The organism is Pseudomonas sp. D5(2026) (assembly GCF_057766845.1).
In genome coordinates this window covers 1052524-1074237 of the sequence record NZ_CM173421.1, presented here as the reverse complement: position 1 = coordinate 1074237, position 21714 = coordinate 1052524, and the positions used below count along the sequence as shown (strand labels likewise).

The following is a 21714-nucleotide window of genomic DNA, read 5'->3' as shown; positions in this document are numbered from 1 at the left end:
TCCGCTACCGGCAAGGTGGACGCCTAAATTTCAGTTACCACAACGAACTAGAGAGTTTTGTCGACTGGGACGATACCATGTTTAGATTCGTTAATCGACATGGTATCGCGCAAATTCTTTCATACCCACAGAATAAGACTTCTACAAACACTCTCTTTTCATCCAGAAGTCGATTCAGGCAGTTACAAATAGCCGCCAACCATTAACTATAATTCAACAATAAGAAAGCAATCACACCAGAACATTAGCGAAACACACTCATTAAACACTTTTAAATGTTATTTTTTCCGCGATTCATGAATAAGTCACGTTCTGCACCGACAATACCCCACTCCCCGCCCTGCCCAAACGCCTTCTCAATCTGTCGCAATATTATGGCTATCTCACCAGGGCCGCCGTTACGGCGTACGTCATTTAGAAGCTCGACTGCATAGGACAGGTCAGTGCGGAACCTATCTGCCATTGCCTCATCGTGCGACCGGTCTTTCATTTGGGGGGATCCTCCAAGCAGGGTACGGGATGGTTGAATCTATGCCTCAGAGCGCCGGGATTTTGATTGCCGTTTACCCCCTCGACAATCCAAGGTCGCATAGGCACGAAAGTGGCAGGCTATGCGGCTCTACTTTATAAAAGGAAACACAAAAAACAAATCAATAAAAAATCATAAATATCAATGGCTTACACAGGCTCCCGGAGAAGCCAAGAGTGTTTTGCTCCGAGGTGGCAAAGCTATGCATGCATTAGGGGCTTGACCGCTCAGGTGGCAGGTGGCTATCGTCTCGCATCGACACAACAATTTTGTTGCATCATGATCCCATCTCTTGTGAATCCGAACCAAAGCCCTTGGCCAGTTTTGCCAGCGGGAATCCACGTCGCCACAATGGCAGAGGTGGAACAGGTGTTTGCTACCAATGCGACGCGTCGACGGCTTTTCGAGGGGATGCGAGCTGCGTTCGTAGCATTACGAGCTGCTGGCTGCCGCATAGTCTACTTGGACGGCAGCTACGTGACGGCCAAGCCGCAGCCTGGTGACTACGACGTATGCTGGGACCCAGTAGGAGTCACTCGCGAAAAAATCGACCCTGTATTTCTTGACTTCAGTGATAAGAGAAAGAACCAGAAGTTGAAATATGGGGGAGAGTTTTTTCCTTTTAGCGCTGAAGCAGAACCAGGAAAGACATACCTGGAGTTTTTCCAGAATGATCGCTTTACAGGTCATTCTAAAGGCATCTTGTCCATTGATTTGACTTGCGAGCCCCTTCAGTGTGGGAGAGCACGATAATGATATATAACGAAAGGCAATATCAGTCTGCGCACAAGCAGTTTGAGAAACTCAGCCAATCGCTGAACGCATTCAAACCCTCTGGAGTAGAGTGGTTAGACTCGGCTCAAGTTGATGCACTTGAATCCCAAATCCTAGACATAAAATCTGAGATAAAGGAGTACGAGTTAATCAAGGAAGGAAAAATATCCTACTCCGAGTGCTCAGGCCTATCAGAACTACCGAAAACGCTCATATTCGCGAGAATTGGGTCGGGCTTAACTCAAAGAGATCTTGCTGAAAAGCTAGGAATTCCGACTCAGCAACTTCAGAGATATGAGGCTTCTAGCTACATGGGAGCTAGCCTTTCTCGCCTTATTTCTGTAGCTGAAGTACTAAATGTAAGAGTTCGTGAGTCGTGGTCAGGAGCCAAGGCGAACTCTGCCGATTCGGTTATCTGCTGGAATAGCGTAGACAGTATTGACTGGACATTATTCCCCGCGAAAGAAATGATCAAGCGCGGCTGGATCATGGCAAAAAAAGGGATCAGTGCTGTCGATCAAATCAAGGATTATTTTCTTAGCGGCGGAGGACAATTTGCCCCTGCGTTGCATAGAAAGAAATTTCATGGAGAGAACAAGCCCAACGAGTATGCTTTATTAGCTTGGCAGGCTCGTGTACTAGATCTAGCTAGACAAGAGGTAGCATCTGGAACTATTTCTGAGTACAGCCATACGGACAACTGGATTAAGGAGCTATCTTCACTAACGCAGATTGAGAACGCCCCACTGGCGGCTAAAAGGTTCTTAGCCGAAAAAGGGATAGTATTAGTTGTAGAAAAGCATTTACCTGGAACGTATCTTGATGGAGCAGCCATGGTTCTTGAAACAGGGCACCCAGTCGTTGCGCTGACATTGAGATATGATCGCCTAGATAATTTCTGGTTTGTGCTTTTTCATGAGCTTGCTCACATATCTCTTCATATATTCGACTCCCTCCAAATGGACTACTTTGATGAGGAAGGGTGCGGTGAAGGTGATTTGGTTGAGCGTGAAGCGGATGAGTTTGCTTTAGAGGCTCTTATAAGTAGGGAGTCTTGGGACTCATGTATTTCTAGATTCTCAATAACCTCAGAATCTGTTCAACTTGATGCAGAAAGAATAGGTATTCACCCAAGTATCTTGGCAGGGAGAATACGAAAGGAAAGCAATAACTACCACGTGCTTTCTGAGCTTTTAGGAAATGGAAAAGTGCGCTCCTGCTTCGAGGAAAAGCTATGAAAATCAGCAGTGACAAATATGTTCCAATTTTGAAATGGCGACAGGGAGAGTATCAAGCACTTTTCACTCTAAAAGCTGACATAAAGGACAAAGTCGTTCCGCTTCTAGTGATACCTCCTAGGGAGTATGATTTCGAGGAGGAGAGAATGAAAAAGACAGTCCATGAGCACGTGGAAACTTTCCCCAAAAGGCTCCATACCAAATGGGGAAAACGACTTGCACTGGTCGATCTCCATGATTCTCTTGAAAACGAGATCATGGATGACGGGCGCCCAGTCATTGAATTTGTGCTAAATGAATCTATTGGCCTGGGGTGCAATATCCGTCCGGTAGTTGGCCTGTCTAAAAGCAGCTCTTACAACTCTTCTGTTCGCTCATTCCTAATCATTCAAAAGACAGGAGTAGTTTTAAGACTAAAGCTGGATGAGCTACTCAAACCATCCGTGGATGCGGACATAGCAGCTCTTATGAACTCCCTCAGTGTGTCTTCTTGGGAAGAGGTAGATTTAGTAATTGACCTGGGGGAGCCAGAAAACTTCGAGCCGTACGGCCTGTTTGCTAAGGTAGTAGCAGGAGCAGTAAGCAAGATGAGCGGATGTAGCGCCTGCCGATCACTCGTTTTTGTCGCTACATCGCTAAAACTTCGAGATATAAAAAAGCCAGGAGCGACTCAAAAACGTCACGAGTGGGGACTTTTTCCAAGTTTGCGTACAGAGATTGCCAAAACGATTTACACACCTTGTTTTGGAGATTACTCCATTGAATCACCTTCATTTTTAAGTCTAGACATGCGAAAAATGAAGCCTGCCGGGAAGATTGTTTACACCATAAATGACTCTTGGTTTGTACCGAAGGGCGGTGCATTTCGAGGTAATGAGTCACAAATGGTCGGCCACTGCAAAGCCATCATCTCCTCCGGAAACTATTCGAGCAGTAGTTTTAGCAAGGGCGATGAGCGAATTAATGAAACCGCTAACGGACTGAACAACTGTGGAAACTTGACGACTTGGAAATGGGTAGGCGTCAATCACCACATAACATTTGTTGTGAAGCAACTCTCCAGTCTTTACGGCACATAAACTTAACTTTGATCCACTGCATCAATTCTTGGACTGTAAGGGTTGGAGGGATCAACTTATAAAGCTTTTCTCTAGATTGCTTAAGATGCTTCTCCTCCACACCCAGAGATAAAAGCAGTTCGATTATTTCACTCCGCCAGAGAAAGTGAGCGACGGCCGTAATCTCTAATTGCGGGTTTTTCTTGGGACGTTTTATAGTCCTGAATGCAACTGCTCCCTTAGCCCCTTTCGTCGCAACGATCAAGCCGCACCAGGACGGAAGCATAGGCATAATCTTATGAAGATGGTTCGGAGCTGAAATTACCGAAATCTTCTCAAAGCATCTTGAATACTCTGACAATTGCTCAGGAAGGCGACCAATAGTATCTTTTGAACTTTTGATCTCAAAGCAATGGAATGTCCCATTCAGAACTGCTATATCTGCTCTGTTTTTTCCGTGTGCAATACCGAGCTCATCTATCACGATAGTGTTTGGACAGTCATGATAATGTTGCAAGCGCTTCTTGTGAAAGTGCTGCCTAATTTCAACATCACGACTTTCCAATTTATGTTCTCCGTCTACCTATTCCACTAGTTCTCACACCCATTTCAGGCGCTGTGAAGTCTACCGTATCCGACCGTTGCATGCGATCTGTACTCACAGGCAAAGGGTCAATTTCTGCTACTCCACTCTAGCAGATAGGTAGGACCCGACGAGTGGTGTCGGAAGGAGCTCGGAGAAATAGTTCGGTTGAGCATTCCTCCATGCTGTTCCCAAGGAACGCTATGGGCGCTGCCCCACCTCCCGCACACGAGTCCTCCCAGGGATTGCTTCATCCCCGGAGCGGCTTCAGTGGTTGATGTGACGGCTTACGTGGGTGTTCTCGTTTTTCCACTCTTGAACGCGGCAGCGGCTGGGGCCTCGAAGAGCAAGATGCCGTTGAGCCGAAGGCGAATAAGGAGCTGTGTTGGATGGGTTCGGGCTTGCCCGTACCCGTACAACACACATCTTGCCTTCTATCTCTATGCGATTCTATGCAACTGGAGCATGCCATTAACTTATCGTTTTACGGACAGTCCGGGCGACATAAATAGCTGATTTTGTTGAAGTAGATTTACGCTAGGTTTCCTCATTCGGTTTTTCCCGAAACTCATGTGTTCTCGGACAAAAAAAATCCCACCGAAGTGGGAATATCGTGGAGTAACGTCAGCTGAGAAGCCTCGAATCACCCTTTGGGTCTGGGCTTTTTGGTGGTCCACTCGTCGATCATATCCGCCCAGTCTTGGAGCATCGCTCGGCGCTGATCACGGTACTCGGCCTTGTTGTAAACGGCGCGCACACCTTTCTGCTCGTGCGCAAGGCACTTCTCGATCCAATCGGAGTTGTAGCCCGCCTCATGCAACAGCGTGCTGGCCGTGCGTCGCAAGTCGTGGGGACCGAATTTGCCTAGTGGCACCCCTTCCTTTTGGGCAAGGCGATAGGTGAGTGTCAGCACCTGGTTGACCGTGGCCGCACTCATTGGCAAATCAGAGTCGTAGCGTGACGGCAAAACGTAGTCTGAACCTCCAGCCAAGGTTTTCAACGCGATGAAGAAATCCAATGCCTGCTGGGACAGAAACACCAAATGAGGGTTACGACGCTTCATCCGCTCTTTGGGGATCGTCCACAGCGCCTCGCTGAAATTGATCTCACTCCACGTCGCATTGGTCAGCTCGCTCTTGCGCACCATCGTCAGCAGAAGGAGCTTTGCCGCAGCACGAACCGAAGTCGCGGTACCGATTCTGTCCATGTACTGGTACATCAGCGCAATTTCATCGGGCGTCAACGCACGGTCACGTGGCTCAAATTTCGCGATGCTGGCAGGCCGTACCAGATCTGCCGGGTTTTCAACCTTCTGGCCACGCTCAATGGCCCAACGGAAGACTTGCAGCACGATCTCCCGTGAATGGACGGCGGTTGCAGGCGCACCCCGCTCCACTATGGCGTCCGTCAGCGCTCGCAGATCCTCGTGAGTGATTTCAACCAGCTTCTGATTACCAAACTTCGGCTTCAGCTCGCGCTCGTAAACTGATCGACGCATGTCTCGCGTCGAGTCCGCCATTTGGTAACCGCGCAGCCATTTTTCAGCCCAAGCGTCAAAAGTCTCAGCACCCTTCGTGCGCGCCTTCGCACGCGCTTTTTCCTTAGCTGGAGACTTGCCAGCGGCGACCATCTTCTTCGCCTCCCCTAGCCGCTCGCGAGCCTCTGCCAGAGTGATCCCGCCTAAGCCATAACGACCGAAGGTGATGGTCTCCTGCCGGCCGTTGATGGAGTAGTTGTAGCGAAAGGAGATTGAGCCGGCTGGGGTGACGGCCACGTACAAGCCATCACGGTCAATCACCTTGTAGAGCTTGTCCTGGGGCTTGAGATTTCGAAGCTTGGTATCGGTGAGCATGGCTTCCACTATTTCCATGAAAAAATACCATGCCCTGAAAAGCGCGGAAGAATGGGGTCCATCCCCAGTAAAACCGGGCCTTTAGGCCAACTCGATACCATGCCAACACTGAGACAAAGGACATGGTATTGAGCGTCATGCATGGCATTAGATGCAGTCAATACCCCGTACCATGCCACACAAACACCGTGCTTGGCGATGCAGAACGCTACCCGAATTTGCCAGACCCAAAAAGCCAAAAGCCCGCAATTACGCGGGCTTCAGGGCATTTTTTGCTAGATCATGCCGGGCAATACCGGACGCGGGATCATTCCCACTCGATGGTCGCCGGCGGCTTGCTCGACACGTCGTAGGTAACGCGCGAGATACCGTCGATTTCGTTGATGATACGACCGCTGACAGTTTCCAGCAGCTCGTACGGCAGGTGTGCCCAACGCGCGGTCATGAAGTCCACGGTCTCGACGGCACGCAGGGCCACGACCCAGGCGTAGCGACGGCCGTCGCCGACGACGCCGACCGACTTGACCGGCTGGAATACCACGAATGCCTGGCTGGTCTTGTGGTACCAGTCGGCCTTGCGCAGCTCTTCGATGAAGATGTGGTCGGCGCGACGCAGGATGTCGGCGTATTCCTTCTTCACTTCACCAAGGATACGCACGCCCAGGCCCGGGCCCGGGAACGGGTGGCGGTAGACCATGTCGTATGGCAGGCCCAGCTCCAGGCCGATCTTGCGCACTTCGTCCTTGAACAGTTCACGCAGCGGCTCGACCAGCTTGAGGTTCATCTCCTCGGGCAGGCCGCCGACGTTGTGGTGCGACTTGATCACGTGAGCCTTGCCGCTCTTGGCGCCAGCCGACTCGATCACGTCCGGGTAGATGGTGCCCTGGGCGAGGAACTGGATGTTTTCCAGCTTGCTGGCTTCGGCATCGAACACATCAATGAAGGTGCGGCCGATGATCTTGCGCTTCTTCTCCGGGTCGGCTTCGCCGGCCAGGTTGTCGAGGAACTGCTTTTCAGCGTCGGCGCGGATTACCTTGACGCCCATGTTCTCTTTGAACATGGCCATCACCTGGTCGCCTTCGTGCAGGCGCAGCAGGCCGTTGTCGACGAATACGCAGGTCAGCTGGTCGCCGATGGCACGGTGCAGCAGCGCGGCAACCACCGAGCTGTCGACGCCGCCGGACAGGCCCAGCAGAACGTTGGCCGAACCGACTTGCGCACGCACCTGGGCGATGGCGTCTTCAACGATGTTGGACGCCGTCCACAGGGCTTCACAGCCGCAGATGTCCTGCACGAAACGGGACAGGATGCGACCACCTTGCTTGGTGTGGGTCACTTCGGGGTGGAACTGCACGCCGTAGTAGCCGCGGGCGTCGTCGTACATACCGGCGATCGGGCAGCTTGGGGTGCTGGCCAGAATGCTGAAGTTGGAAGGCATCTGGGTGACCTTGTCACCGTGGCTCATCCACACGTCCAGGCCCAGCACGCCATCGTCGTCAACGTGGTCTTCGATGCCGTCGAGCAGGCGGCTCTTGCCGACAACGTCCACGCGGGCATAACCGAACTCACGCAGGTCGGAACCTTCTACCTTGCCGCCCATCTGCTCGGCCATGGTCTGCATGCCGTAGCAGATACCCAGCACAGGCACATTCAGGTCAAACACGGCCTGCGGAGCGCGCGGGCTGTTGGCTTCGTGGACCGACTCGGGGCCGCCGGCAAGGATGATGCCGCGCGGGTTGAATTCGCGGATCGCTTCATCGTCCATGTCGAACGGGTGCAGTTCGCAGTACACGCCGATTTCGCGCACTCGGCGGGCGATCAGCTGGGTGTACTGGGAACCGAAATCGAGGATCAGGATGCGGTGAGCGTGAATGTCGAGGGCCATGACTCAATCTCGTCAGTGGAAATCGGAAACGACGCGGGGCTGTCATGACAGCCCCGCTTTATGTTGTAGCTGGAAGCCTCAGCCTACGCGGTAGTTAGGGGCTTCTTTGGTGATTTGCACGTCATGCACGTGGGACTCGGCCATGCCGGCACCGGTGATACGTACGAATTCCGGCTTGGTGCGCATTTCTTCGATGGTTGCGCTGCCGGTGTAGCCCATGGACGAACGCAGGCCGCCCATCAGCTGGTGGATAATCGCGGCCAAGGCACCTTTGTAAGGAACGCGGCCTTCGATGCCTTCCGGTACCAGCTTCTCGGCGCCGGCCGAGGAGTCCTGGAAGTAACGGTCGGACGAGCCTTGCGCCTGTGCCATGGCACCCAGCGAGCCCATGCCGCGGTAAGCCTTGTAGGAACGGCCCTGGAACAGCTCGACTTCACCCGGGGCCTCTTCGGTACCGGCGAACATCGAACCCATCATCACGCAGGAAGCACCGGCAACGATGGCCTTGGACAGGTCACCGGAGAAGCGGATACCACCGTCAGCGATCAGTGGCACGCCAGTGCCTTCCAGCGCTGCGGCAACGTTGGCGATGGCGCTGATTTGCGGCACGCCGACACCGGCAACGATACGGGTGGTGCAGATAGAGCCAGGGCCGATACCGACCTTGACCGCATCGGCACCCGCTTCGGCCAGGGCCTTGGCGGCAGCGCCGGTGGCGATGTTGCCGCCGATCACCTGCACTTGCGGGTAGGTTTCTTTCACCCAGCGTACGCGGTCGATCACACCTTTGGAGTGGCCGTGGGCAGTGTCGACGACGACAACATCAACGCCAGCCGCCACCAGCGCAGCTACGCGCTCGCCGGTGTCCTTGCCGGTGCCGACGGCGGCGCCGACGCGCAGGCGACCCTGGTCGTCCTTGCTGGCCAGCGGGTAAGCCTTGGCTTTTTCGATGTCTTTGACGGTCATCATGCCCTTGAGGTTGAACTTGTCGTCAACGATCAGGACTTTTTCCAGACGATGCTTGTGCAGCAGCTCGCGAACTTCGTTTTTGTCGGCGCCTTCGCGGACGGTGACCAGACGCTCTTTCGGCGTCATCACGTCGCGGACCTTGGCGTCCAGACGATTTTCGAAGCGCACGTCACGGGAGGTGACGATGCCGACCAGGTCGCCGTTCGCCAGCACCGGCACACCCGAGATGTTGTTCAGGCGGGTCAGCTCGAACAGGTCGCGCACAGTGGCATCGGCGTCGATGGTGATCGGGTCCTTGACCACGCCAGCCTCGAACTTCTTGACCTTGCGCACTTCGCCGGCCTGTTGTTCGATGGTCATGTTCTTGTGGATGATGCCGATACCGCCTTCCTGAGCCATGGCAATGGCCAGACGCGCTTCGGTCACGGTATCCATGGCAGCGGAAACCAGCGGAATGTTCAGCTCGATGCCACGGGTCAAACGGGTCTTGAGACTGACTTCATTGGGCAGTACCTCGGAATAGCCAGGTACAAGGAGGATATCGTCGAAGGTCAGGGCTTCTTGGCTGATACGCAGCATCGCGGGGGCTCCCGGGCGGGAAAAATGGAAGCGCGCCATTATACTCATGCATGGCGCGCCGCTCAATGCAAAATAAGGGCCTTCGGTCAGGCTTGTGGCAGTTTTACCTGCACCACGGCCACCGGCTGGTCGAGCCAGTCGGCGAAGCTGTCGAGAAAGGCCTGGGTGAACCCGGCCTCGCCCCAGTTGTTGAAGATGAACCCCAGGTTGGAAAAGGCACATGGCTGCAGGTAAATGAAGCCATTGATGTCATCTTCGAAGCCGCACAGTGGGCAGGTAAAGTTGTCGCTCACTCCCGGCATCCACTCTTCCAGGCTTTCGAACAACGGCTCGCCTACCTCGCGCCGGCACTCCGGGCAACCGGCTTCTTCGAGGAAGCCTTCGGTGGGGGTGTAGATGCAGCGCTTGAGCATCACTTCCAGGCCGTTGACCGGCTCGCCGAAGGGCAGTTTTTCCGGGTGCAGGGCCACTTTGCGCGCCCCTGCCGCCAGGGCATGGCCCATGCGGTTGCCGGTGCGACCGCAGGTGGTCAGTTGCTCCTCGACGACTTTTTCGCGCACCAGCCAGCGCAGGATGGCGCGGGAGCGGGCTTCATGCACCGGGACGGTAGACAGCTTTGGAACGATGATGCTCTGGGTGTTCATGAACGGGACAAGCCTGAGAAACGCCGGTAATGACGCAATTCTACCGCTCAGGCGCTCAGGTAGCGACCAATCAACGCCAGGCCGCTGGCCAGCACCAGCAAGGTGACCAGGCGTACGAACGCTTCGCGGGACAACCGGTTGGTCAATCTACGCCCTACCCACAGGCCAGTGAACATGATAGGCAGCAGGTAGGCGATGCCGAAGACAATGTAGGCCCCAGCGATGGCCATGAGGAGAGCTGAGCGAGCATCGTGCCGAGTTCCTGGGTAGTCCTTGTATTCGTCGCAGGATTGCGCTGGGGCAAACAGGTGCATGTCTTGGGGTTTTTGGTGCCTGTGAGATCGAGCGCCGCCCGCGCGGCGCATCGCGAGCTGCGCTCGCTCCTACGTTTGTTTCGGGCCAGTAACGCCTGTGACAGGCGCGCGCGACCGCCTTGTTTGTAAGACGTGATATTGCGCCATGCGCCAAGGCGTTCGCGCGCAAATGGCACAGGAATAATTGGCCCGAAACAAACGTAGGAGCGAGCGCAGCTCGCGATGCGCCGCGCGGGCGGCGCTCGATCTCACAGGCACCACAAACCCCAAGACATGCACTCACCCAGCCCAGTATCATGCCCACCATGATCAGAGACCCCTTTGAACGACTCGGCCTGGACCGCGAGGTCCTTACCGTCAGCCAACTCAACGGCCGCGCCCGCGTGCTGCTGGAAGACGTTTTCCGCAGTGTGTGGGTGGAAGGCGAAATCTCCAACCTCGCCCGCCCGGCGTCCGGCCACATGTACTTCACCCTCAAGGACAGCGGCGCCCAGGTGCGTTGCGCGTTGTTCCGGCAGAACGCCACGCGGGTACGCCAGGCGCTGCGCGACGGCCTGGCGGTGCGGGTGCGCGGCAAGGTTTCGCTGTTCGAGGGACGTGGCGACTACCAACTGATTCTCGACACCGTCGAGCCCGCCGGTGATGGCGCGTTGCGCCTGGCTTTCGAGGCCCTGAAGGAAAAGCTCGGTGCCGAGGGGCTGTTCAGCACCGAACGAAAGAAGCCGCTGCCGGCTCACCCGCAGCGCATCGGCATCATCACCTCGCCCACTGGCGCGGTGATCCGCGACATCATCAGTGTGTTCGGCCGCCGTGCCCCGCAGGTGGAGCTGAACCTGATCCCTACGGCGGTACAGGGCCGCGAAGCCATCGCGCAGATCGTACGCGCCATCCGCCTGGCCGACAGCCTCGGCTTCGATGCGCTGATCCTGGCGCGTGGTGGTGGTTCGCTGGAAGACCTGTGGTGTTTCAACGAGGAAGCCGTGGCGCGTGCCGTGGCCGCCTGCGTCACGCCAATTGTCAGCGCCGTGGGCCATGAAACCGACGTGTCGATCAGCGATTTCGTGGCTGACGTGCGCGCGCCCACACCGTCTGCTGCCGCCGAGCTGCTGGCCCCTGACAACAGCGGCCTTCGGCAACGCCTGGATGGCCTGCAACGGCGCCTGCTGCTGCGCATGCAGAACCGCCTGACCCACGACCGCCTGCGCCTGGAATCACTCACCCGGCGCCTGCGCCACCCAGGCGAGCGTTTGCGCCAGCAGGCTCAACGCCTGGACGACCTGGACATGCGCCTGCGTCGCGCGTTCATGCTCAACCTCAACCAGCGCCGCGAACGCCTGGCACGCCTGGACGCCCGCCTGGCCGCGCAGCATCCGGGGCGTAACCTGAAACTGCTGAACCAGCGCCTGGACAGCCTGGCCGAGCGCCTGCCACGGGCCATGCGTGAGGTGCTCAAGGACCGTCGCCAGCGGTTCCAGGCCCAGCTGCAGACACTGCAAGTGGTCAGTCCGCTGGCCACCCTGGCCCGCGGATACAGCATTTTGCTGGATGAACAAGGCCAGGCCATTCGCAGCGCCGAACAGACCCGCAACGGCCAACGCCTGACTGCCCGCCTGAACGAAGGCGAGCTGCTGGTGCGCGTCGAAGACAACCACCTGACCCCGGTCACCCTCTCACTACTGGACTGACACATGCCCCGCATGCTCGCGCCCCTGCTTGCCCTTTCCCTGCTGCTGCTGGCCGGCGGCGCCCAGGCCAGCTATATCACCCGCACGCTGAACAAACCGGTACCCGGCGGCGTGGCGGTCGTCGACCTGGGCCCCGCCGCCAGCGCACCCAGCGCCCGTTTCGAAGGCAAGCCGGTGCTGGTGGTGAAGGAGCAGGACAACTGGCTGGCCATCGTCGGCATCCCGCTCACCCAAAAGCCCGGTACCGCAGTGCTGAACCAGGGCGGGCGCACCCTGCCTTTCAGCGTAGGTAGCAAGAAGTACCCTGAGCAGCGCATCACCCTGAAGAACACCCGCCAGGTCAACCCTAACCCGGCCGACCTCAAGCGCATCGACCGCGAGCTGGCCGAGCAGATCGAGGCCTACCGCAGTTTCAGCCCGAACCTGCCAAGCAACCTGATTCTCGACAAGCCGGTCAACGGCCCGCTGTCGAGCAAGTTCGGCGTGCGCCGCTTCTTCAATGGCGAAGAACGCAACCCGCATGCCGGGCTGGACTTTGCGGTACCGGCGGGCACGCCGATCAAGACACCCGCCAATGGCAAAGTGATTCTGCTGGGGGATTATTTCTTCAACGGCCGCACGGTGTTCGTCGACCATGGGCAGGGCTTCATCAGCATGTTCTGCCACATGTCGAAGATCGATGTGCAGGTCGGGCAGCAACTGCGTCGTGGCGAGGTGGTCGGGCGCGTGGGCTCGACCGGGCGGGCGACCGGGCCGCATATGCACTGGAACGTCAGCCTGAACGATGCGCGGGTGGACCCGGCGATTTTCATTGGCGCGTTCCAGCCCTGAAACTGCGGCGTCTGCTTCGCGGGCACGCCCGCTCCCACAGGTACAGCGAAGCCTTCAGACACAGCGCGATACTGGTGGGAGCGGGCATGCCCGCGAAGACGCCAGCACAGTCGACAGCAGATCAACTGCGTTGCGCCATCGAAAAATACTGCGCAAGAATCAATAAGCGCCCAGAAGATACAAGCCATAAAATCTCGCCCGATTACTTTTTTTAAGCATTTATCTCAATTTTTCCCGAACGCTTGCCATCCCCTACCCCACTGGTTAAGTTTGAAGGCATGAAAACCTTCAGCACCCTCATCCTGCTCCGACAACATCGCAGCCTCTGCCTGGTCAGCGCCCGACTACCAGGCTGAATCGCGTCGCCTCGCCTCTTCATATCGTTATCGCTTCGGCAGGCCCGACCTCGGCCGCACACAAAAGGATTGCTTCCATGACCATGCTCAAAGACCCTTCGAAGAAGTACCGCGCTTTCCCGACCATCGACCTGCCTGACCGTACCTGGCCGTCGAAAACCATCACCCAGGCACCTATCTGGTGCAGCTCCGACCTGCGTGATGGCAACCAGTCGCTGATCGAGCCGATGGACTCGGAGAAGAAACTGCGCTTCTGGAAGACCTTGGTGCAGGTTGGCGTGAAGGAGATCGAAGCCTCGTTCCCGTCTGCCTCGCAAACCGATTTCGACTTCGTGCGCACCCTGATCGAGGACGGCCACATCCCGGATGACACCACCATCCAGGTGCTCACCCAGGCACGTGAGGACCTGATTGCCCGCACCTTCGAGTCGCTGCGTGGTGCGAAGAAGGCCATCGTCCACCTGTACAACGCCACCAGCCCGTCGTTCCGCCGCATCGTCTTCAATCAGGACAAGCAAGGCGTGAAGGACATCGCGGTGAACGCGGCCAAGCTGTTCGTCAAGTACGCCGCCCAGCAGCCGGAAACCCAGTGGACCTTCCAGTACTCGCCAGAAACCTTCAGCGCCACTGAAATGGAGTTCGCCAAGGAAGTCTGTGACGCGGTCATCGAGGTGTGGAACCCTACCCCTGAACACAAGATCATCCTCAACCTGCCGGCCACCGTGGAAGTGTCCACGCCAAATATCTACGCCGACCAGATCGAGTGGTTCTGCCGCAACATCAGCCGCCGCGACAGCGTGATCATCAGCCTGCACTGCCACAACGACCGTGGCACCGGCATCGCTGCCACCGAACTGGGCCTCATGGCCGGCGCCGACCGTGCCGAAGGCTGCCTGTTCGGCAACGGCGAGCGTACCGGTAACGTCGACCTGGTGACTTTGGCTCTGAACCTCTACACCCAGGGCATCGACCCGTTGCTGGACTTCTCCGACATCGACGGCGTGCGCAAGGTGGTCGAAGAGTGCAACCAACTGCCGGTACACCCACGCCACCCGTATGTGGGCGACCTGGTCCATACCGCTTTCTCCGGCTCGCACCAGGACGCCATCCGCAAGGGCTTCGCCAAGCAGCAGGATGGGGAACTGTGGGAAGTGCCTTACCTGCCGATCGACCCGGCCGACATTGGCCGCAGCTACGAAGCGGTTATCCGCGTCAACAGCCAGTCGGGCAAAGGCGGTATCACCTACCTGCTTGAGCAGGAATACGGCATCAGCCTGCCGCGTCGCATGCAGATCGAATTCAGCCAGGTGGTGCAGGGTGAGACCGACCGCCTGGGCCTGGAAATGACCGCCCAGCAGATCTACAGCCTGCTGCACAAGGAATACCTCCAGGCCAACGCGCCATACGCACTGGTCAGCCATCGCCTGCAGGAAGAAAACGGCCACAGCGCTGTGGAAGTGGAAGTTGCCGGTGAAGGCGAAACCACCCTGCACTGGCGCGGCAAGGGCAACGGCGCCCTGGAAGCACTGGTGGCTGGCCTGCCGGTTGCCGTAGAGATCATGGACTACAACGAGCACGCCATTGGCGCTGGCACCAATGCCAAGGCCGCGGCCTACATTGAACTGCGTGTAGCCGGTGGCCGTCCGGTGCATGGCGTGGGTATCGATGAGAACATCACCACGGCCAGCTTCAAGGCCCTGTTCAGCGCGCTGAACCGCTCGCTGAGCCAGCAGGAAGCCAAGGCGGCCTGAAGCCTGGAATGAGGGATGAGAAAGCCCGCATCGTTTGATGCGGGCTTTTTTTGTTGACCTGGACTGGCCATTTCGCGGGTAAACCCGCTCCTACAACGGCCTGCGCCCAATCACCAATGTGTGTGTCCACCACCGATCAGGTGTAGGAGCGGGTTTACCCGCGAATACGGAGGCCACGGCAACGGTGAACGGCCAGGGATATTGGCCAGCAGGCCCGGCCCTTTCGCGGGTAAACCCGCTCCTACAACGGCCTGTGCCCAATCACCAATGTGTGTGTGTCCACCACCGATCAGGTGTAGGAGCGGGTTTACCCGCGAAAAGATCAGCACAACCAATGCAAATATCCCAGGCAAAAAAAAGGGGCGCCGACCAAGCGCCCCATAAGCCGTAAAGCACACAACTGATTCAGTTGGCGTCCAGCAGTGCCATAGCCTCGGCACTGCACGCTTCGATCCGCGCCCAGTCACCGTTCTTGATCCAGCTGCTGTCGAGCATCCAGGTCCCCCCCACGCACATCACGTTTGGCAGGGCCATGTAGTTGCGCACGTTGGCCGGGTTTACACCGCCAGTGGGACAAAAACGAATATCGCCGAATGGGCCACCAAAGGCCTTGATCGCTGCTACGCCGCCGCTGATCTCCGCCGGGAACAACTTGAACCGGCGGTAGCCCAGGGCATAGCCCATCATGATTTCAGACGGCGTACTGATGCCCGGCAACAGCGGGATTTCACTGTCCACCCCCGCCTCGAGAATGTCCTGGGTAATGCCTGGGGTAACGACGAACTGCGCGCCCGCAGCCTCAACCGCTGCGAACATGCTGCGGTCGAGCACGGTACCAGCGCCGACACACAGCTCCGGGCGCTGCTCACGCAGCACCTGAATGGCCTTGAGGCCATGCTGTGAGCGCAGGGTCACTTCCAGGGTACGGATGCCGCCGGCGGCCAGGGCGTCAGCCAGCGGCAGGATGTCTTCCTCACGAGCAATGGTGATTACCGGCAGGATGCGCGCCTTTTTGCAAATGGCGTCGATCCGCGCGGCTTTATCAACCATCGAGAGCTTGGGCTGCGGGCGTTCAAGGGTGGTCATGACTGTGGATCCTTGGCTCATGGGCACCAGTAGATGTCCAGGGGGTCGTGAAGAAAAGCGCGAATCGGCATTTCAGTAAGGTCGTTGCCCGCCAGCGCGGCGCGCAGGGTAGCGAGTTTGCTCTGGCCTTGCACAGACAGCGCGATGAAGGCAGCACTGGCCAGCAGCGAACGGGTCATCGACAGGCGCTGGTGCGGCACGCTCGGCGCCAGCAACGGCAGGCAGCGGCGTGGGCCGGCCGGGTCCAGGCCTGCTTCCAGGTTGGGACTGGCGGGGAACAGCGAGGCGGTATGGCCATCGTCGCCCATGCCCAGCACCAGCACGTCGATCGGCGGTAGCTCAGCCAAGGCCTGGTCAGCTTTGAGCGCAGCTGCATCGAGGTTCTCCGCCTGGTGGTACAGGCCAACGAAGCGGGCCTTGGCGGCTGCGCCCTTCAACAGGTGACGGGCCAGCAGGCCGGCATTGCTGTCGACGTGCTCTACCGGCACCCAGCGCTCATCAGCCAGGCTGACGATGACTTTGGCCCAGTCCAGATTCTCGCTGGCCAGCTTCTCCAGGAACGGCACCGGGCTGCGTCCGCCAGACAACACCAAGCAGGCCTGCCCCTTGGCGGCAATCGCTGCGCGCAGGCGCTCAGCCACATCATGAGCCAAGGACACGGACAGTGCCTTGGCATCCGCCAGTTCATGAGCCTTCACGGCCGCTGGCAGTTTCAGTTCAGATATCCCCATACCACGCCCTCCCATCGCGTGTGATCAGTGCAATCGAGCTCATTGGCCCCCAGGAGCCCGCAGCGTACGGCTTGGGCGCGTCGCCCGCATTACGCCAGCCGGCGATCAACTGGTCGCACCACTTCCAGGCATACTCGATTTCGTCCTTGCGCACGAACAGGTTCTGGTTGCCGCGCATCACTTCGAGCAACAGCCGCTCGTAGGCATCCGGAATTCTTGCACTGCGCCAGGCATCGGAAAAATTCAGCTGCAATGGGCCACTGCGCAGTTGCATGCCTTTGTCCAGGCCCTGCTCCTTGGTCATCACCCGTAAAGAAATGCCTTCGTCCGGTTGCAGGCGGATGATCAGCTTGTTACCGATCTGCAAACGCTGTTCCGGGGCGAAGATGTAGTGCGGCGTTTCCTTGAAGTGAATGACGATCTGCGACAGTTTTTGCGGCATGCGCTTGCCGGTTCGCAGGTAGAACGGCACGCCCGACCAGCGCCAGTTACGGATGTCGGCGCGCAGGGCGACGAAGGTTTCGGTGTCGCTCTGAGCGTTGGCGTTGTCTTCTTCCAGGTAACCCGGCACCGGTTTGCCTTCGCTATAGCCGGCAATGTACTGGCCGCGCACCACACTGGTGCTCAGGCCGTCGCCGGTGATCGGTGCGAGGGCCTTCAGCACTTTCACCTTCTCGTCACGGATGGCATCGGCGGACAGTTCGCTGGGCGGGTCCATGGCGATCAGGCACAGCAACTGCAGCAGGTGGTTCTGGATCATGTCGCGTAGCTGGCCGGCCTTGTCGAAATAGCCCCAACGGCCCTCGATACCGACCTTTTCCGCCACGGTAATCTCCACATGGGAGATGGAATTCTGGTTCCACTGGGTTTCGAACAGGCTATTGGCGAAACGCAGGGCAATCAGGTTCTGCACCGTCTCTTTGCCCAGGTAGTGGTCGATGCGATAGACCCGACTTTCAGGGAAGAACCGCGCCACGGCATCGTTGACCCGGCGCGACGACTCCAGGTCGTGGCCAATAGGTTTCTCGAGCACTACCCGGGTGCGCGCAGCCAGCCCGACCTTGTCGAGGTTTTCGCAGATGGCCCCATACACCGCCGCCGCCGTGGCGAAGTAGGCGATCAGCGGCAGCTCGCCAGGCAGTTGCTCGGCAAGGGCCTGGTAACCCTCGGGCTGAAGGAAGTCCAGGTGCTGGTAATTCAGGCGGGCGAGGAAGCGCCCCAGCGCAGCAGGCTCGATGTCTGTCTCGGGCACGTGCCGGCGCAGGTGGGCTTCGATACTGTCCAGGTGCTCCTGCGCACTGCCGGCCTCGCGAGCCAGGGCCAGCAGGCGGGTGTCCGGGTGCAACAGGTTGGCCCGGTCGAGCTGGTAGAGCGCAGGAAACAGCTTGCGCAGTGCCAGGTCGCCGAGGGCGCCAAACAGGGCAAAGGTGCAAGGTTCGACACTGATTGCAGCCATGATGTTGGTTCTTTCCTAAAGTTGGTCTAGGAATACCGCTTTCACACACGGTTTTCAAGGGATAATGTAGTAAAAACCACAACATTACACACTAGTGTTACAGACAAGTGGTACGCCAACCGCACCGACAGTACGATAGACGACCGTGCAAAAAGCCTGCTGATCCCACAGCCGGCTGTCTTCCCGACCCAAGGACACACCCATGGACCGCGTGCGAAACCTCCTGGAACAGATCCAGGGCCGCCTCGACGAGCTGAACAAGGCCGAACGCAAAGTCGCCGAAGTCATCCTGCTCAACCCGCAACAAGCCACCCGTTTCAGCATCGCTGCGCTGGCCCAGGCGGCCAAGGTCAGCGAACCGACCGTCAACCGCTTCTGCCGCTCGTTCGGCGTCAGCGGCTACCCCGAACTCAAGCTGCAACTGGCGCAGAGCCTGGCCAGTGGTGCCGCCTATGTCAGCCGCGCGGTGGAGGCCGACGATGACCCGGCCGCCTACACCCAGAAAATCTTCGCCAGCGCCATCGCCTCGCTTGACAGCGCCTGCCAGCAACTGGACCCGCAGCAGGTCAGCCGCGCCGTGGACATGATGATCCAGGCCCGGCAGATCCACTTCTTCGGCCTTGGAGCCTCGGCTCCAGTGGCCCTGGATGCGCAGCACAAGTTCTTCCGCTTCAACCTGGCCGTGTCGGCCCACGCCGATGTGCTGATGCAACGCATGCTGGCCTCGGTCGCCCACACCGGCGATCTGTTCGTGATCATTTCCTACACCGGACGCACCCGCGAACTGGTCGAAGTGGCACGCCTGGCACGTGAAAACGGCGCTTCGGTGCTGGGCCTGACCGCCGCAGGCTCGCCACTGGCCAATGCCTGCAGCCTGAGCCTGCACATCCCGCTGCCGGAAGATACCGACATCTACATGCCGATGACCTCGCGGATCATCCAGCTGACCGTGCTCGATGTGCTAGCCACCGGCATGACCCTGCGCCGCGGCGTGGACTTCCAGCCCCACCTGCGCAAGATCAAGGAAAGCCTCAACGCCAGCCGCTACCCGATCGAGGACGACGAACTCAACTGAGCCGGTGCGCCTGCAAACGCAGGTGCGCACGCTGCCCAGGCGCCAGGCTCAGGCCTTCGCCACTGCCGCTGGTCGCCTCGACGCAGACAAAACGCTGCGACTCGCGGCCCGTCACCCCCATCAGCGGGCGATTGCCAGGGTGCCAGACCACGGTGTCGTCGCTGTCACCGGTGTCGATGCACAGCTCGCGCTGCCAGGCTGGGTCCTGCAATTGCACCCGTGGCGTACCGGGGTAGACCTTCTGGCAGCCGCCCTTGAGCTTCAGCGCGCCATCTTCACGGCAAGCCTGGCGGTTGAGGCGGTCGTAGCCTTCAATGTCTTCCAGCCCAGACAGCGCTATCTCTGACACGTCACTGATGCGCCAGTACGCCAGCAGCGCATGGCTCAGCTGGCAGGGCTCGCTATCCTGATGTTCGGTGCTCAGGCTCAGCTCCATACGGCTACCTAGCCGGGCGTGCAGGTCGACTTGCCAGTCGCACAGGTCCAGCCGCCATTTCAGGGTCACACCCTCCTCGTCCTCACGGCTGTCCACCAGTTTCCAGTCCAGCAGCCGCGCCCAGCCGTGGTCCGGCCACAGGTCTTCGCTGGGATGGCAGCCATACCAGGGCCAGCACACCGGTACACCACCGCGGATCGCCCCCACCTGCGGCCACTGTTCGGCGCACCACAGCCACGGCCGTTCACCCGCCGGTTGAAAGTGCAGCAACTGCGCGCCCTGGCGGCTGAACACCGCCTGGCAACGGGGGTGGTCGATGATCAGGACATCGCGCTGCTGGTAACGCTCCCATTCGAATGTCGGCCGTGGCCGCTGCGAGGAAAAGAAGCGATGGAGCGGATGTTCGGGCATGGTTCAGAGCTCTTGTTGTTCGAGATAGCGCTGTCTCGGCCTATCCCCGACACCCACTGCAGACCAGTGGGTGCCAGGAACCGATAATGGATTGGCGTAAATTTACAACAAGTGCCCTCAGAATGACGACTGAATCTTCAAGCCAGCGACCAGCGCGTTATCTACCTCGTCCACCCCGCCAGGGCTCTTGATGTACTGCAGGTTAGGCCGCACGGTCAGCCAGTTGGTAACGTGGAAGCCGTAGTAGAGCTCTGCGTTGTACTCGGTGCGCTGCAGCGGCACGAAACCAGGGTTGTCGTAATCGTTGATGCCGCTTTGGCCGTTGAGCAACTCGGCGCGCTTCTTCACGTCGTCATTCACATGAATTCGCGCCACGCCGAAGCCGATGTCATCTTTGGGCCGAGCGTCGAAAGCACCTTTGTAGACCAACCCTACCTGCTGGTAGTTGTCGACCACGTTGGTGGCCTTGTCGTGCACGGTAAAGTTGGCGAACAGGCTGAGGCCACGGTTGACGTCGCCGCCGTGGGCGGTGACCTGCTGTTGCGCCACCACCCACCATCCGTGCTTGCTGGAGTGCGACTTAAAGGCTTCACCTGTCAGCGCCTGCGGGTTGCCGTTGACGTCGTCGAACACATCGTCAGCCTTGGCCGTGCTGTAGTAGTAACCCAGGCGGTACTCGCCCGGCAGGCCATTGACCTTGGGCGACCACACCGCTTCCACCGGCAAGATCGCACCCTTGGTGCCACTGCCGCTGAGCTTGAAGCCGTTGCCGGTTTCCAGGTTGGAAGGGTTCTGCTCGAAGGCCCCGACCTGTACGAAGAACTCCGGCGTGATGTTGTACTTCACCCGCAGCGCCCACTGGCTGACCGGCCAGTTGTACCAGATGCCGCCCACCCAGTTGCCCACCTGCGAGCCGCAGAAAGCCAGGTTCTGGAAGTCGCAAGGGAAGCTGTTGAAGTCCTCGCCTTCGCCAAAGCGGCCAAATTTCACGTCCAGTGCGCCGTCGAAGTACTTCTGCTTGATCCACATCTGGGTCAGGCGCCAGGTCTGGCCACGGCCCCACACCTCCTGCACCGAGCTGAACTGCCCGGCGCGCGGGTCGCTGATGCGGTCGTTGGACAGGTTGCGACCGCTTCGCTCGGTGATTGCCAGCTTGAACTCGGCATCATGCCAGCCCAGTATCTTCTGCAAGTCCAGATGCGCGCCGAGGGCGAACTGGTCGCTGTAGCGTGCGGTCTTGTCGTCGTTGTAGCCGCCATGCAGGTTGCCAGCCACCTCGCCTACATAATCGAGGGTGAAGTCATAGCCCTTGTCCAGCAGCTCGGTCCGGGTGCCGCCCCAATCGCCGGTCATCCATTTTGATTCGCTGGAAAAAGCCTCGGCAGCCTGTGTACCGCTGCTGCCTACAAGTGCAAGCAAGGCCAACGATCCCAGTGTCTTGATGCGTTTGCGCTGTTCCATCCCTTTGCGT

General features: G+C 58.5%; 17 protein-coding genes and 1 pseudogene. 7 read left to right on the top strand and 11 right to left on the bottom strand.

What is annotated here, in order from left to right:
• The first annotated feature begins 673 nt into the window (after positions 1-673).
• Genes AC3B5Q_RS04995 through AC3B5Q_RS04985 form a run of 3 tightly spaced genes read left to right on the top strand, consistent with a single transcriptional unit; the run spans position 674 to position 3620 of the window.
• Positions 674-1282 carry a DUF6932 family protein gene (locus AC3B5Q_RS04995; RefSeq protein ID WP_488392864.1) on the top strand — a complete coding sequence of 203 codons (609 nt, stop codon included), beginning with the start codon at positions 674-676 and terminating at the stop codon, positions 1280-1282.
• Positions 1282-2541: a helix-turn-helix domain-containing protein gene (locus tag AC3B5Q_RS04990; protein WP_488392862.1), complete on the top strand. Its 1260-nt coding sequence runs from the start codon at positions 1282-1284 to the stop codon at positions 2539-2541. Before AC3B5Q_RS04995 ends, AC3B5Q_RS04990 begins: the two co-directional genes overlap by 1 nt.
• Positions 2538-3620 (top strand): beta family protein, encoded by a 1083-nt coding sequence (locus AC3B5Q_RS04985; protein WP_488392861.1) that lies wholly within the window; start codon positions 2538-2540, stop codon positions 3618-3620. Before AC3B5Q_RS04990 ends, AC3B5Q_RS04985 begins: the two co-directional genes overlap by 4 nt.
• Here the strand turns inward: AC3B5Q_RS04985 and AC3B5Q_RS04980 are convergent.
• The 6 genes and pseudogenes from AC3B5Q_RS04980 to AC3B5Q_RS04955 all read right to left on the bottom strand — a co-directional run.
• A complete protein-coding gene (locus tag AC3B5Q_RS04980) occupies positions 3565-4164 on the bottom strand; it encodes a sce7726 family protein (RefSeq protein WP_488392860.1) in 600 nt (199 codons plus the stop codon). The genes AC3B5Q_RS04985 and AC3B5Q_RS04980 overlap by 56 nt on opposite strands.
• Before the next feature lie 661 nt (positions 4165-4825).
• A complete protein-coding gene (locus AC3B5Q_RS04975) occupies positions 4826-6034 on the bottom strand; it encodes a tyrosine-type recombinase/integrase (protein ID WP_488393118.1) in 1209 nt (402 codons plus the stop codon).
• Between the two features lie 307 nt (positions 6035-6341).
• A complete protein-coding gene (gene guaA, locus AC3B5Q_RS04970) occupies positions 6342-7919 on the bottom strand; it encodes a glutamine-hydrolyzing GMP synthase (protein WP_021781918.1) in 1578 nt (525 codons plus the stop codon).
• Between the two features lie 78 nt (positions 7920-7997).
• Positions 7998-9467: an IMP dehydrogenase gene (guaB, locus tag AC3B5Q_RS04965; RefSeq protein WP_003255025.1), complete on the bottom strand. Its 1470-nt coding sequence runs from the start codon at positions 9465-9467 to the stop codon at positions 7998-8000.
• 86 nt (positions 9468-9553) lie between these two features.
• Positions 9554-10111 carry a sugar ABC transporter ATPase gene (locus AC3B5Q_RS04960; RefSeq protein ID WP_488392859.1) on the bottom strand — a complete coding sequence of 186 codons (558 nt, stop codon included), beginning with the start codon at positions 10109-10111 and terminating at the stop codon, positions 9554-9556.
• A gap of 47 nt (positions 10112-10158) precedes the next feature.
• Positions 10159-10305, bottom strand: a pseudogene (locus AC3B5Q_RS04955) (sulfite exporter TauE/SafE family protein); the annotation flags it as partial.
• Positions 10306-10730: 425 nt separating this feature from the next.
• Here AC3B5Q_RS04955 and xseA point away from each other — a divergent pair.
• From xseA to leuA, 3 genes are all read left to right on the top strand, one after another.
• Positions 10731-12110: an exodeoxyribonuclease VII large subunit gene (gene xseA, locus AC3B5Q_RS04950; protein ID WP_028698084.1), complete on the top strand. Its 1380-nt coding sequence runs from the start codon at positions 10731-10733 to the stop codon at positions 12108-12110.
• A gap of 3 nt (positions 12111-12113) precedes the next feature.
• On the top strand, positions 12114-12941 hold the full coding sequence (locus AC3B5Q_RS04945; protein WP_103463199.1) for a M23 family metallopeptidase: 828 nt from the start codon (positions 12114-12116) through the stop codon (positions 12939-12941).
• A gap of 433 nt (positions 12942-13374) precedes the next feature.
• Entirely contained in the window at positions 13375-15048 is a 1674-nt protein-coding gene (gene leuA / locus AC3B5Q_RS04940) for a 2-isopropylmalate synthase (RefSeq protein WP_021781914.1), read from the top strand.
• Positions 15049-15453: 405 nt separating this feature from the next.
• Here leuA and AC3B5Q_RS04935 read toward each other — a convergent pair whose 3' ends face one another.
• From AC3B5Q_RS04935 to zwf, 3 genes are read right to left on the bottom strand one after another with little or no spacing between them, the layout of a single operon-like run.
• Positions 15454-16134 carry a bifunctional 4-hydroxy-2-oxoglutarate aldolase/2-dehydro-3-deoxy-phosphogluconate aldolase gene (locus AC3B5Q_RS04935; protein ID WP_101196501.1) on the bottom strand — a complete coding sequence of 227 codons (681 nt, stop codon included), beginning with the start codon at positions 16132-16134 and terminating at the stop codon, positions 15454-15456.
• A gap of 17 nt (positions 16135-16151) precedes the next feature.
• Positions 16152-16865, bottom strand: coding sequence for a 6-phosphogluconolactonase (gene pgl / locus AC3B5Q_RS04930; protein ID WP_021781913.1), 714 nt, complete (start codon positions 16863-16865; stop codon positions 16152-16154).
• Complete coding sequence (gene zwf / locus AC3B5Q_RS04925) at positions 16852-18321, bottom strand: glucose-6-phosphate dehydrogenase (protein ID WP_103463201.1); 1470 nt, start codon at positions 18319-18321, stop codon at positions 16852-16854. Before zwf ends, pgl begins: the two co-directional genes overlap by 14 nt.
• 211 nt (positions 18322-18532) lie before the next feature.
• Between zwf and hexR the strand changes: the two genes are divergently transcribed.
• Complete coding sequence (gene hexR / locus AC3B5Q_RS04920; RefSeq protein ID WP_169774905.1) at positions 18533-19396, top strand: DNA-binding transcriptional regulator HexR; 864 nt, start codon at positions 18533-18535, stop codon at positions 19394-19396.
• Here hexR and AC3B5Q_RS04915 read toward each other — a convergent pair.
• Both AC3B5Q_RS04915 and AC3B5Q_RS04910 read right to left on the bottom strand, forming a co-directional pair.
• Entirely contained in the window at positions 19389-20243 is an 855-nt protein-coding gene (locus AC3B5Q_RS04915; RefSeq protein ID WP_021781911.1) for a D-hexose-6-phosphate mutarotase, read from the bottom strand. The two genes, hexR and AC3B5Q_RS04915, sit on opposite strands and share 8 nt — an antisense overlap.
• A 117-nt stretch (positions 20244-20360) precedes the next feature.
• Entirely contained in the window at positions 20361-21704 is a 1344-nt protein-coding gene (locus AC3B5Q_RS04910; protein ID WP_021781910.1) for a carbohydrate porin, read from the bottom strand.
• Between the last annotated feature and the right edge of the window lie 10 nt (positions 21705-21714).

Bases quoted from the DNA above. Each gene is read 5' to 3' on its own strand.
- xseA (WP_028698084.1), top strand. From the start codon at position 10,731: ATGATCAGAGACCCCTTTGAACGACTCGGCCTGGACCGCGAGGTCCTT.
- AC3B5Q_RS04995 (WP_488392864.1), top strand. From the start codon at position 674: ATGGCTTACACAGGCTCCCGGAGAAGCCAAGAGTGTTTTGCTCCGAGG.
- AC3B5Q_RS04915 (WP_021781911.1), bottom strand. From the start codon at position 20,243: ATGCCCGAACATCCGCTCCATCGCTTCTTTTCCTCGCAGCGGCCACGG.
- AC3B5Q_RS04945 (WP_103463199.1), top strand. From the start codon at position 12,114: ATGCCCCGCATGCTCGCGCCCCTGCTTGCCCTTTCCCTGCTGCTGCTG.
- AC3B5Q_RS04990 (WP_488392862.1), top strand. From the start codon at position 1,282: ATGATATATAACGAAAGGCAATATCAGTCTGCGCACAAGCAGTTTGAG.
- zwf (WP_103463201.1), bottom strand. From the start codon at position 18,321: ATGGCTGCAATCAGTGTCGAACCTTGCACCTTTGCCCTGTTTGGCGCC.
- pgl (WP_021781913.1), bottom strand. From the start codon at position 16,865: ATGGGGATATCTGAACTGAAACTGCCAGCGGCCGTGAAGGCTCATGAA.
- AC3B5Q_RS04960 (WP_488392859.1), bottom strand. From the start codon at position 10,111: ATGAACACCCAGAGCATCATCGTTCCAAAGCTGTCTACCGTCCCGGTG.
- AC3B5Q_RS04910 (WP_021781910.1), bottom strand. From the start codon at position 21,704: ATGGAACAGCGCAAACGCATCAAGACACTGGGATCGTTGGCCTTGCTT.
- guaA (WP_021781918.1), bottom strand. From the start codon at position 7,919: ATGGCCCTCGACATTCACGCTCACCGCATCCTGATCCTCGATTTCGGT.
- guaB (WP_003255025.1), bottom strand. From the start codon at position 9,467: ATGCTGCGTATCAGCCAAGAAGCCCTGACCTTCGACGATATCCTCCTT.
- AC3B5Q_RS04935 (WP_101196501.1), bottom strand. From the start codon at position 16,134: ATGACCACCCTTGAACGCCCGCAGCCCAAGCTCTCGATGGTTGATAAA.
- AC3B5Q_RS04985 (WP_488392861.1), top strand. From the start codon at position 2,538: ATGAAAATCAGCAGTGACAAATATGTTCCAATTTTGAAATGGCGACAG.
- leuA (WP_021781914.1), top strand. From the start codon at position 13,375: ATGACCATGCTCAAAGACCCTTCGAAGAAGTACCGCGCTTTCCCGACC.
- AC3B5Q_RS04975 (WP_488393118.1), bottom strand. From the start codon at position 6,034: ATGCTCACCGATACCAAGCTTCGAAATCTCAAGCCCCAGGACAAGCTC.